The 11,774-nt window shown below is 70.7% G+C and carries 11 protein-coding genes and 1 riboswitch; of the genes, 9 read left to right on the top strand and 2 right to left on the bottom strand.

Annotation, left to right across the window (positions count from 1 at the left end):
- Window positions 1-8 precede the first annotated feature (8 nt).
- Window positions 9-103, bottom strand: a riboswitch (glycine riboswitch).
- Window positions 104-163: 60 nt separating this feature from the next.
- The 8 genes from mgrA (at window position 164) to Aco04nite_RS10350 (ending at window position 6,977) form a co-directional block, all read left to right on the top strand.
- Complete coding sequence (gene mgrA / locus Aco04nite_RS10385) at window positions 164-1,159, top strand: L-glyceraldehyde 3-phosphate reductase (protein ID WP_280519330.1); 996 nt, start codon at window positions 164-166, stop codon at window positions 1,157-1,159.
- 11 nt (window positions 1,160-1,170) lie between these two features.
- On the top strand, window positions 1,171-1,842 hold the full coding sequence (locus tag Aco04nite_RS10380; RefSeq protein WP_212996981.1) for a nucleotidyltransferase domain-containing protein: 672 nt from the start codon (window positions 1,171-1,173) through the stop codon (window positions 1,840-1,842).
- On the top strand, window positions 1,839-2,585 hold the full coding sequence (locus Aco04nite_RS10375; RefSeq protein WP_212996980.1) for a nucleotidyltransferase domain-containing protein: 747 nt from the start codon (window positions 1,839-1,841) through the stop codon (window positions 2,583-2,585). Before Aco04nite_RS10380 ends, Aco04nite_RS10375 begins: the two co-directional genes overlap by 4 nt.
- Before the next feature lie 251 nt (window positions 2,586-2,836).
- Window positions 2,837-3,226 carry a hypothetical protein gene (locus Aco04nite_RS10370; RefSeq protein WP_212997267.1) on the top strand — a complete coding sequence of 130 codons (390 nt, stop codon included), beginning with the start codon at window positions 2,837-2,839 and terminating at the stop codon, window positions 3,224-3,226.
- A gap of 485 nt (window positions 3,227-3,711) precedes the next feature.
- A complete protein-coding gene (locus Aco04nite_RS48725) occupies window positions 3,712-4,203 on the top strand; it encodes an oligopeptide/dipeptide ABC transporter ATP-binding protein (RefSeq protein ID WP_244875867.1) in 492 nt (163 codons plus the stop codon).
- A 38-nt stretch (window positions 4,204-4,241) separates the two neighbouring features.
- Window positions 4,242-5,120, top strand: coding sequence for a hypothetical protein (locus Aco04nite_RS10360; RefSeq protein WP_212996979.1), 879 nt, complete (start codon window positions 4,242-4,244; stop codon window positions 5,118-5,120).
- A gap of 398 nt (window positions 5,121-5,518) precedes the next feature.
- Complete coding sequence (locus Aco04nite_RS10355; protein ID WP_212996978.1) at window positions 5,519-5,773, top strand: hypothetical protein; 255 nt, start codon at window positions 5,519-5,521, stop codon at window positions 5,771-5,773.
- A 43-nt stretch (window positions 5,774-5,816) separates the two neighbouring features.
- Complete coding sequence (locus tag Aco04nite_RS10350) at window positions 5,817-6,977, top strand: acyltransferase family protein (protein ID WP_212996977.1); 1,161 nt, start codon at window positions 5,817-5,819, stop codon at window positions 6,975-6,977.
- Here Aco04nite_RS10350 and Aco04nite_RS10345 read toward each other — a convergent pair.
- Window positions 6,909-7,649: an NADPH-dependent F420 reductase gene (locus Aco04nite_RS10345; RefSeq protein ID WP_212996976.1), complete on the bottom strand. Its 741-nt coding sequence runs from the start codon at window positions 7,647-7,649 to the stop codon at window positions 6,909-6,911. The two genes, Aco04nite_RS10350 and Aco04nite_RS10345, sit on opposite strands and share 69 nt — an antisense overlap.
- A gap of 83 nt (window positions 7,650-7,732) precedes the next feature.
- Here Aco04nite_RS10345 and Aco04nite_RS10340 point away from each other — a divergent pair, with 83 nt between their 5' ends.
- Entirely contained in the window at window positions 7,733-8,581 is an 849-nt protein-coding gene (locus Aco04nite_RS10340; RefSeq protein ID WP_212996975.1) for a LysR family transcriptional regulator, read from the top strand.
- Here the strand turns inward: Aco04nite_RS10340 and Aco04nite_RS10335 are convergent.
- A complete protein-coding gene (locus tag Aco04nite_RS10335) occupies window positions 8,555-11,596 on the bottom strand; it encodes an ATP-binding protein (RefSeq protein ID WP_212996974.1) in 3,042 nt (1,013 codons plus the stop codon). The genes Aco04nite_RS10340 and Aco04nite_RS10335 overlap by 27 nt on opposite strands.
- Window positions 11,597-11,774 lie beyond the last annotated feature (178 nt).

Here is an 11,774-nt window from a genome sequence, read left to right as displayed (position 1 = left end):
CAGAGTCGCCTGCCAGCGCGGTCCTTTTGCCTGAGAGGTTCCGGGGAGGATTTGCCCCTTCGGCGCCGCCATACGAACTGGCGATCTCTCCCGCGCGGCTGTTCGGCTACCGGAAAACCTACCAGTGATCATGTTTCCTCAGCATGTCCCTAGGCTGTGGTGTGTGACCTACTCCGCGGCAGAGAACCGCTACGACACCATGACGTACCGCCGAGCGGGCAAGAGCGGCCTGAACCTCCCCGCCCTCAGCCTCGGCCTCTGGCACAACTTCGGCGACAACAAGCCCTTCGACACCCAGCGCGCCATCGTGCGCCGCGCGTTCGACCTGGGCATCACCCACTTCGACCTGGCCAACAACTACGGCCCGCCCTACGGCAGCGCCGAGACCAACTTCGGCCGGCTGCTCGCCACCGACCTCAAGGCCTACCGCGACGAACTCGTCATCTCCAGCAAGGCCGGCTACGACATGTGGCCCGGACCGTACGGCGACCACGGCTCCCGCAAGTACCTGATCTCCTCGCTCGACCAGTCCCTCGCCCGCCTCGGCCTCGACTACGTCGACATCTTCTACCACCACCGCCCCGACCCGGACACCCCGATCGAGGAGACGATGGGCGCCCTCGACGCCATCGTCCGCAGCGGCAAGGCCCTCTACGTCGGCCTCAGCAACTACAGCAGCGCCCAGACCTCCCAGGCCGCCCAGGTCCTCAAGGACCTCGGCACCCCGCTGCTCATCCACCAGCCGTCCTACTCGATCCTCGACCGCTGGACCGAGGAGGACGCCCTGCTCGACACCCTCGAAGCAGCCGGCGCCGGCTGCATCGCGTTCAGCCCCCTGAAGCAGGGCCTGCTCACCGACCGCTACCTCAACGGCATCCCCGACGACTCCCGCATCCGCACCAGCCGCTTCCTCAACGAGGACGCCCTCGACCCGAAGACCCTCGAAGCCCTGCACTCCCTCAACGACCTCGCCAAGCGCCGCGGCCAGAGTCTCGCCCAGATGTCGCTCGCCTGGGCCCTGCGCGACCCCCGCATGACCAGCCTCATCATCGGCGCCAGCAGCGTCACCCAGCTCGAGAACAACGTCCTCGCCCTGGAAACCCTGCGCCTGTCCGAGAGTGAGCTCTCCGAGATCGACGCCACCGTCGCCGCTCTCTGACAACTCGCGCTGTGCCCGACTTTCCCGCTCACACGATCCTGGCGGTCGTGGTCGGCTCACGTGCGTACGGCCTCGAAGGCCCCGCATCCGACCACGACCGCCGGGGCGTGTACGCCGCACCCACCCGCGACTTCTGGCAGCTCGACAAACCACCGACCCACCTCGACGGCCCCCGGGACGAACAGTTCACCTGGGAGATCGAACGCTTCTGCACCCTCGCCCTGCAGGCCAACCCCACCGTCCTCGAAGTGCTCTGGTCACCCCTCACCGAGCAGATCACCACCGACGGTCAAGCCCTGCTCCGCGTACGCACAGCCTTCCTCTCCCGCCACCTCGCCCACACCTACGGCGCGTACGCCCGCGACCAGCTCAAACGCGTCGCCGCCCGCCGCGAGCACACCGGCGAGACCAACGGCAAACAAGCCATGCACATGCTCCGCCTCCTCATGGCCGGCGCCCACGTCCTGCGCACCGGCGACGTCCTGCTCGACGTCCGCGCACACCGCGACCGCCTCCTCGCCGTCAAAACCGGTGGAACCGACTGGCCGTCCGTGGTCTCGTGGTCCGACGACCTCTTCGCCGACCTCGACGAGGCCCACCGCACCACCACCCTGCCCGCCGAACCCGACCGCACCAGCGTCAACGAGCTGCTCCACGGCGTACGCGAAAGGAACCTGACGTGACCGCGACCGTCCCCACCTGGGCCTCCACCGCCGTCCAGCTCGCCTACCCCACCATCTTCGTCACGGTCAGCGGCGCCCACCTCTACGGCTTCGCCTCCCACGACTCCGACCTCGACCTGCGCGCCACCCACCTCCTGAGCGCCACCGAGGTCCTCGGCCTGCACACCGGCCCCGAAACCCTGCAGTCCGACACCTGGCGCGACGGCGTCGAACTCGACGTGGTCAGCCACGACCTGCTCAAATTCGCCCGCCTCCTGAACAGCCGCAACGGCTACGTCCTCGAACAGCTGCTCTCACCCCTGGTCATCCACACCTCGGACACCCACCGAGCCCTGATCGACCTCTCCCCCGGCCTCATCACCCGCCACCACGCCCACCACTACCTGGGCTTCGCCGCCACCCAGCTCCGCCTCCTCGACACCACCAACGAGATCAAACCGGCGCTCTACACCCTCCGCGTCCTGCACACCGGCCTCCACCTCATGCGAACAGGCACGGTCCAGTCAGACCTCCGCACCTTCGACACCCCGCCGTACGTCGCAGACCTCATCGCCCTGAAACTCACCGCCGAACACTCAGGCTTCCCCGCCACCCTGCGCCCGCAATTCCTTGAGGACGTCACCCGCCTGCGCACCGAGCTCGAAGCCGCCCGCGACAGCTCCCCCCTCCCGGCCCACCCCGACCCGGCTGCCGTCACCGCCCTGCACAACCTCGTGGTCACCACCCGCCTGACCACCGTCTGACCCAACGCCCCGCCCGCCGGGAAATCTGAGCCGAATTCTGTTCGTGTGTCGTCGGCGAAGCCGTCCTTCTGTCCTGGTGCGACCCGGCGCACTGCCCGTAAACCATCCTAGGAACCTAGGTGTTATTTAGTCAGCGCGATCGGGCGGTTACTCTGAGACCCGTGTTCACCAGCGAGCTTGACAACCCGGAGCTCGACGCCCCGGCCGCGCGTCTGGCCCAGCCCCATGACACCCGACCGCACGCGGGCCAGCTGCACGCGGGCCAGTCGGGTCCGGCCCGGCCCCGTGCGACCCGGCCCTACCTGGCCCGACCCGGCCGCGCCGTGCTCGTCGCCGGCACCCTCGCCGAGTTGACCGGCCCCACGAGCGGCCTGGTCGAGCTCCCCCTGCGCCTCTGGTGGAACCCCCAACGCGCCTTCGACCTGAGCCAGCACACCATGCTGCTCTGGATGTACGAGAACGTCCTGCGCGAAGCAGTCCGCATCACCGAACTCCGCGACCACCTCCACGGCCCCACCCTGCTCCGCCTCTGGCCCGACCTGAACCTCCCCCGCGCCGTCCGCGCCGCCTGGGAAGCCCGCCACCCGGCCCTCCACCGCACCACCACCCTCACCACAGCCGACACGGCCCTCGCCGCCTGACCTGCCCCGACCTCGCCGGCGGGAGCCGCAGGCATCCCGCCGGCATCCGGCGATGATCCGTTGCCCTCGCATACTCGGTTGTGTGATCTACGAGGATGCTGCCGTGCTGCGGGTTCGGCGATTTCGCTGACGCCCTGCGGGAGACCCGGGGACGCCTGTTCCACGACCTGGCGCCGATTGCAGACGTGGCCGGCCTTCTCACTGCCGTCCGGGCGGCTCGGGAGTTGCCTCGAGAAGGGGTGAGCTGGCTGAGGTCGGTGTATTTCGGGAAGTGGATCCCGGGCGGTGGTTCGCGCTCGCGCAGGAATGACTTGTCCCGGATCCGATCAGCAACGGCCGGGGCGGTCACCCCGGCCGCTGCTGACGGGGTTGCTTCAGGTAGCCAACCTCGGTGTACTGGCGGCCGGCTCGCAGGCCGTCGGCGCCGAAGTTGGCCAGGGTGTCGCGGACCGTGAGGATCTGGGGGTCTGGAAGAGGGTGCGGGAGTGTGCTTCCTGCCAGCGCTGGGCGTCGATCTGGTTGAACTCGGTGAGCTGTTCGGCGTGGTCGGTTTCGGCGGCGGCCCGGGTGATCAGGGTGTCGATGGCCGGGGAGCGGATCCCCGAGGTCCCGCGCACGCCCAGCGCTTCCAGTACGAGCTCTCCGAAGGCCAGCGCCCCGCCATCGCCGACCTAGCCAGCGCCATGTACCTCTGGCGGATCGTCGAGATCGGGGACGCCGAGGCTGTGTTCGGCACGCCCCGGCACCCGTACACAAAGGCACTGCTCCGGGTCCCGGACCTGGCAGTGGAACGCGACCGGGAGCGGATTCTGCTCATCGGTGACCCACTCAGCGCCGGCAGCCGCCCGGCAGGGTGCCCCCTCTACGCCGGGCTGTCCGGCCCGGACCGGAAGCTCTGCGAGGACCGTGACCCCGCGCTGACCGGCGACAACCGCCGGCGGACCGCCTGCCACCACGCCGGGGTGTCCATGATCTGACCGGCGATCAGGGGCGGGAGGGGCCATAGAATTCAGCGATGAGCCGGCTCGGTTCCGTGCGCATTGTGTCCTGGACCCCTACCGGCGTGGTGCAGCGGCGGGGATTCAGCGGTCTGCTCGCGTTCGCCGCGCTGTTCGTGCCCAACGCCCTGCTCGCCGCGGCCCTCAACGAGGTCAACGGGACGCTGCGTTACCTGGGCCTGCTGACCTGCCTGGCGATGCTCGCGCTGTGGTGGCGTCCGCTCACCGCGCTGATCCACCGGCTCCGCGGCGGCATCGCCCTCGAACGGCTGCACCGCAAGCTGCGCAGACTCACCAGCACCAGCCCGGGCGCGGGCCTGATCCGCGGCATCCGGCCCGGCAACTGGGTCGTCACGAAGAACCAGAGGACGGCCCGGGGCACACCGGAGCAGCCGGAGCCGCACCCACGCAACGAGTTCCGGATGTGCATCGCTCGTTACGACGTCAACGATCACCAGAGCCGCCTCGCGTTCACCGACGGCACCAGCATGGCCTGGACGGCGACGACCCAGGTGCTGCACCAGCGATTCGCTCTGCCCTCGATCCACGGGCTCACGTATTCCACCGCCGACGTCCCACCCGACGCCGCCGCCGTCCTCAACAACCTCGTCCGGGTGATCGCCGCGGCACCGGACAGCACGACGCTGGCCGAGGCACGGGTGCACCTCGAACCTCACACGGACGCGGCGCTGTTGCACGCATTGCGCGCCGGTGTGGTGTGGGGCATCGTCGCGACGGGGGCGGCGCATACCGCGTACGACATGATCGGCTCTGTTTCTCTTGATCATCCGGGCGCCGGGACGGTCGCCCTGCGGCTGACCGAGGCGGGCCGGGTGTGGCTCGCCTGCGCCCCGAAGACAGCCGGCATGACCGAGCCCTCCACCGCCCAACCCTGAGCGGCGCTGGCACGGGGCACGAAGTTGCGCTGAAACCCGCCTGGACGCAATCTCCTGCAGCATCGGGTGTCAAGCGCGGGCCAATCGCGTCCGGCGACGAAACAATATGGTCGGCCGTCAGACACGATTGCCGAGACTTGACGAGCGACACCGCATCAAGTTGTCGGATTCCGGTGTTCAGCGCAACATCTGGAGTCCTGAGCCGGCGGTAGATGGCAGAGCGGCGGGGATCTCGGCGGCGGGCTTTGGTCAAGTCGCCGCTCACAACGCCGGCTCGATTCGCGTGATCCAGGAGTGCGGTTTCGCGCGCGACCGAGCCTGAGGATGAGCGTCGTCCTCGCCGGGTGCGACTCCGACGGCGTGCGGTCCGGGGTTTCTGACCATAGGGGACCCGGCGGATGAGGAGCGCGACTCCGTGGTCCTGGAAGCGGTGCGCCAGCATTCTGGGGCTGCTCGTCGAGCTGGCGATAACCGGGGTCTGGGAGGTCTCCATGGCGGCCTCGGGGCTGATCAGTCAGATCGACGGGGAGGTCGACCCGGCGCAGTTCTGTGCGGGGCACGCACAGTTGCGGGCTGCGATGGTCACCGCTGACGACGAGCGGCGGGAGGAGGTGATCCGGCCGTTGCTGGAGCTGTTCGACAGGAACGCGTAGCCGGGGGTGCGGGGATCGGCGGCGGGCGGGAGAATGGGTCGCCGTGACCACCGATCGGAAGCCTCGCCTTGCCGCGCTGGACGGGCTGCGGCTGGTGGCCGCGCTGTCCGTCGCCGTCTTTCACTACACGACGTTCTGGGCCGTGGACGGCGTGCACACGCCGGCGTACTACCTGCCGCAGGCGAGCCGGGTGACCGTCTACGGGTTCCTCGGTGTGGAGCTGTTCTTCATGATCAGCGGGTTCGCGATCTGCATGAGCAGCTGGGGGCGCAGCCTCGGGCATTTCTTCGCGTCGCGGGCGTCACGGCTGTATCCCGCTTATTGGATCTGCATCGTCATCACCCTCGCGGTGACGAGCATTTTTCCGCTCGGCGGGTACGTGCCCGTCAACGACCATTTCTCGCTCAGTGACATCGCCGTCAACTTCACGATGCTGCAGTATCCGATGCACGTGCCGGACGTCGACAACGTGTACTGGACGCTGTGGGTGGAGCTGCGGTTCTACCTGTTGTTCGGGCTCGTGGTGGCGAAGGGGGTCAGCTATCGGCGTACGGTGATCTTCTGTGGGGTGTGGATGGTGGCCGCGGCCGTCTCGACCACCGTGAACAGCACGGTCTTCACGATGGTGACCGTCCCGCAGTTCGCGCCGTGCTTCGTGGCGGGCATCGCGATGTATCTGATGCACCGTTTCGGCGCCAATCCGCTGCTGTGGGGGATCGTCGGTTTCTCGTGGCTGATGAATGTGCACAGCCTGTCGAGCCGGGTGCAGATCAAACCCGGCTGGCACGTCCCGCTCTGGCCCGCGGTCCTGCTCATCACCCTCGGGTACGCGATTCTGCTGCTGATCGCGCTCGGAAAGACCGACCGGATCACGTGGCGGTGGCTGACGGTCGCCGGGGCATTGACGTTTCCCTATTATCTGCTGCATCAGCGGATCGGCTACATCCTGATCCGGCACGGCCAGGAGCACCTCCCGGTCCACCTGGCCGTACTCGTCGCCGCGACCGTGCTGATCATGCTGGTCCCGGCATGGCTCGTGTACCGCTTCGTCGAGCGTCCGTTCGGCCCCCGCCTGCGCCGCGCCCTGACGTCGGGCCTGAACCTGCCCACCGTGCCCGCCCAGAGAAACAGCGGTTCACTGCATCTGGAAACCGGCCCGCCCGCGCACCGCGGCGGCGGCCAGCTCACCGACGCGAACCGCTGACACGGGTACGCCCGGAGCCCCCTGGAACCACGCCACGAGATCCAGCACCGCCAGCCCGGCCGGCGGCTCACCGACGTACGGCAGCGCGTACAGCGGCGTGTTGGGTTCACTGCGCCAGCTCTCCGCCAGCGTGCCGAGGTCCACGGCGTCGAAGCCGAGCACGTCCAGCAGCTCCGTGACCTCCTTCTTCGCGGCCGCGTCGTCGCCGGACAGCGGCAGCGCCGTCCGGTCCGGGGCGCCGGCGGGGCGGAACAGCTCCAGCAGCTGCTTCGGGCCGATGTTGTGGAACGCCTTCACCACCCGGGCCCCGGCCAGGTGCCGCTGCACGAGCTCGCTGGACGTGAGCTCGTTGCTGTCGAGCTCCGCGACCCGCGCCCCGGGATACACCGCGTAGTTCATCGGGTCGATCACCGTCCTTCCCGTCAGCTCCGCGCGGGGCAACCTCTCCAGAGCCGTGAGGGGTACGGCGGCCACGACCAGATCCGCTGCCCGTGCCGCCTCAGCGGGCGTGGCCGCGCGTGCCTGATCACCGAGCTCGGTGACCAGGCCGGTCAGGGTCTCCGGCCCGCGGGAGTTGCTCAGGATGACGTCGAGGCCGGCGGCGACAGCGCGACGGGCCACGCCGGCGCCGACCATGCCGGTGCCGATGATGGCGAGGGTTGATGTGCTCATGGATCCATCTCAGCGGCAGTGACCTGCGCCAACAATGAGCAGAATGCTTCGGCAGCGATCACATGATGTGATAGATCCGAACAGTGGAACTCAGAGCGCTGCAGTACTTCGTGACCGTCGCCGAGGAGCTGCACTTCGGCCGTGCGGCGGAGCGGCTGAACATCGTGCAGCCCGCCGTGAGCCAGCAGATCGCCCGGCTCGAGCGTGAGCTGGGCGTGCGCCTGCTCGACCGCACGTCACGCCGGGTACGGGTCACGCCCGCGGGTGAGCGCGTGCTCGCCGCGGCGAGGGAGACCCTGGCAGCGGCGGCCCGGGTGCGCGTGGTCGCAGGGGAACGCGCCGCGACGCTCCGGATCGGGCTCGCGACCTGCGTCACGCCCCGCGTCGCCCGGGCGCTGGAACGGCTGCGCGACAGCGACCGCCCCGCCGACCCGACCCTGATCGACCTTCCCGTGACCGCCCGCATCGACGCCGTCCGCGACGGCGGGCTGGATCTGGCGCTGGTCCGTGGCGCGGTCACCTCGACGGCGGCGCGGGTGGTGCGGGCCTGGTCCGAGCCGCTGCACGTGGTGCTCTCCCCCGGTCACCCCCTGGCCGGGAAACCCACGGTCAGCCTGCACGACCTCGACCCGCACGGGCTGCGCCTCCCCGCGCCCGCCACCGACCCGCCGCTGCACGACGCGATCCTCGCCGTCCTGCCCGTGGCTCCGCCGCGCCCGCCGGCCGGTGACCTGCTCCACGTGCTGTTCGAGGTCAGCCAGGACCCGGACGCGTGGACGCTGGTCCCGGCCGAGCAGCTCGACGCTTCCCGCACCGACCGCCTCCTGCAGATCCCGCTCGACCCACCGGCGAGCATCGACGGCCACATCGTGACCTCCCTCGCGACGCCGGAGACGTGCGTGGCGTCATACGTGGCGGCGTTCGAGGACTGACAACAGCTCGTCCATGCGGGCGTTGATCCTGCTGTGGACGACCGTCCCCGTCAGCGCGGCGGCCTCGGCGAGCAGCGCCTCGCGCCGGTCACCCAGCATCGCGGTGAGCCGTTCGTGCCCCTGCGGGAAGAACCGGCTCACGTTCGTGCCGACCCGCGTCCCCATCGCCCACAGCTCACCCGCGGTCGCGGCGTCGCCCCGGAACGCGGCCAGCTCGGCGCCGCCCATGGCCCACGCGCCGAGCAGCTCCCGGTCGTGCGCGGAGACCACCTCGGCGCGGGACAGCCGCAACGCGTCGACGGCCCGGGACTCCTCGGCGATCCACAGGCAGATGACGGCGGCCGCGACCCGGAACTCGGCGTCCTCGAGCAGAACATCGGCGTGGGCCAGTGCGCCGTCGTGGTCGCCGCGCTGGAACGCCAGCTGCGCCAGCCCGAGGTGAGCCTGGGCACTGCCGGCCTCCAGCAGCCTCTCCTCCGCCTCCGCATCACCGGCGAGGGCCAGCTGCGTGTCGAGCAACACCCGCGCGGCCCGGGCATCCTGCGCCGCACCGACCAGCTGCATGTGCCGCTCACTGCGTCGAAGCCATTCATCGGTACGCGGACCGGCACCGCTCGCATGCCCCGCGGCATGGGCGGCCATCCCCATCCCCCAGTGGTCCCCGACGGCCTCGAACCGCCGGTAGGCCAGCTCCGCGTCCCCGTTCTCCAGCAGAACAGCCCGCATGAAATACCCCATACCCTGCACGTACGGGTCGGAGTGCGCGACCAGCGCCGCCGCGTCCGCCAGGCTCGTGTCCGGATCCGCCTGCTCCAGCCCGGGCAGCGCCCCCGCCAGCGCGACATGCCGCGGCGAGACCTCCCCGCCCCGCTCCGCGAACAGGATCCGCAGGGCCCGCCGCACCAGCACGGTCAGCCGCAGCGGACCGGTGCTCCCCGCGTTGACCCCCATCAGCACACACAGCCACGCCAGCCGGTCGGCGTCCGGCAGGGGGCGCCCGCTCGCCCGCCCGCGCAGGATCGCCGACCGCAGCCGCCCCGCCGGATCATCGACCCGCAGCAGCACCCGCGCCCACGAACTCGCCTCGGGATGCTGCCCCCGAACCGTCCACAACGCGAACAACGCCACCGCGACGTCCACGGCGGCCGGTTCATCGTCCCGCTCGTGCGCCCGGTGCAGCGCCGCGACCAGGATGTCCTGATCCTCCGCACACCCCCGCAACGCCTCGACCTGCCCCGGCCCGATGAACCCCGCGGCCAGCGTCACCGCCCGGCGCCGGGCCCACTCGACCAGCCCATCCATGGCCGCCTCGCGCCCGGGTCCCGCGTCGAGGCGCGCACCGGCGTACTCGCGGACCGTTTCGAGCATCCGGTAGCGGTCGTCCTCCAGCAGGAGCAGCGAATGCTCCACCAGAACCGCCAGCCCCCGGCGGACATCACCACCGGCCACGGCGGCGGCGAGGTCCGCGGTGAACGGTGCCGGGATGACCGACAGGCGTTCCAGCAGCGTCTGCTCGGCGGGCCCGAGCAGGTCACGGCTCCAGTCGACCATCGCCCACAACCCGGCATGGCGTTCGGGAAGCCCGCGCAGCGCGTCGTCGAGCAGCCCGAACCGGTCACCGAGCCCGGCCAGGACGTCATCGATCGGCATGTGTCGCAACCGCGCGGCAGCCAGCTCGAGGCCGAGCGGCAGATTGTCCAGCCGATGACAGAGCGCGATCGCCCGGTCCCGGCCCCAGGCGGGCGTCACTCCCCCGGCCCGCACGCGAGCTCCGAGCAGATCCACCGCCTCCTCATCGGTCAGCGCCGGCAACCGGTGCACCACCTCGCCGACCAGTCCCAGCGGCGCCCGGCTGGTGACAAGCACACTGACATCGGGCGGCACGACAGCCAGCAGCTCAGCCACCACCGTCGCCGCAGCGTCCAGAACGTGCTCGCAGTTGTCCAGCACGATCAGCCCGTCGAGCTCCGCACCGACCACCCGCAACCGCTCCTCGGCACTGACGACCCGGCCACCGCCCCGCACCCCCACGACGCCATCACCCAGACCCGCTCCACCCAAGCCCGCTCCGGCCAGGGCTGTCAGTACTGCGGGGAGGACCTCGGCCGATGAGCGCACTCCTGCCAGCTCGACCACGCGTACCCGCCGGGAAGCGTCGGCGGACCGGGCGATCTCCGCCGCCAGCCGGGTCTTCCCCGCCCCGCCGGTGGCGACGACGCTCACCAGGGGAGCCTCCAGCAGCGCCCTGCTGACCTCGGCGAGATCCTCGTCCCGCCCCACCAGCGGCGTGACCGCCCGCCGCCACGATGCGGGCAGACCCCCGGTCCGCTGCGGACGCGCGGCGGCCAGCTGCCCGCGCAGCAGAGCCAGGTGCGCCTCGGCGAGCACCGGCGACGGGCCGGCCCCGTACCTGTCGGCAAGCTCGCCGCGCACCTGTTCGACCAGCTCGAGAGCCTCGGCGTCGCGACCCTGCGCGGCGAGCACCCGCACCAGCAGCGCCGCAGCCGGCTCGTCCGGCGGAACCCCCGCGACCAGCCGCCGCAGATCCGCCTCCTCGAACGGCCCGCCGCAGGCCAGCGCCGCCTCCGCCCGCAGGGTCACCACGTCACCGAAGAGCCGGCCGCCGGCAGCAGCGGGCACCTCCGGGAAGTACGCCCGCGCCTGTTCAGCACGATCCCGCGCGAGAACCCCATCACCCGAAGCCAGCGCTGTCCTGCCCCGATCCACGAGCTCACGGGCCCTGACGGCGTCGACCTCCAGCCCGTCGGCCGGGGCGCGGTAACCGCCCGGCACTGCGAGGACCCGGATGCCCAGGCGGCGTACCCGTCCGATCAGAGCCTGCACCGCACCCAGAGTGTCGTCCGGCGGGGTGTCCTGCCAGACCGCGCCGGCCAGCGCGCCGACGGACACCGCACGGCCGCGGGCGTCGACAAGCTCACGGATCACCGCGGCGAGCCGCTCGCCCCGCACCGGGCGGCCGTCCACCGCCAGGGGGCCGAGCGTCGTGATCCGCACGCCACCATCATCGCGTACCCATGGAAAAGCCGATCACATCCCGGGCCGCGCCGGCGAGACCAGCTACCCGGCGGCGATATCCGCGAGCACGAGCAGGGCGAGGGCTTCGGCGGACCGGCCGGCGACCCGGCGAAGATGGCGGCCCGCCTCGACGACGTCCTCGCTCAGAGGTCCGTGG

The sequence above is a fragment of the Winogradskya consettensis genome (assembly GCF_018332715.1).
GTDB lineage: Bacteria > Actinomycetota > Actinomycetes > Mycobacteriales > Micromonosporaceae > Actinoplanes > Actinoplanes consettensis.
This window is presented reverse-complemented; position numbering and strand designations above follow the sequence as displayed.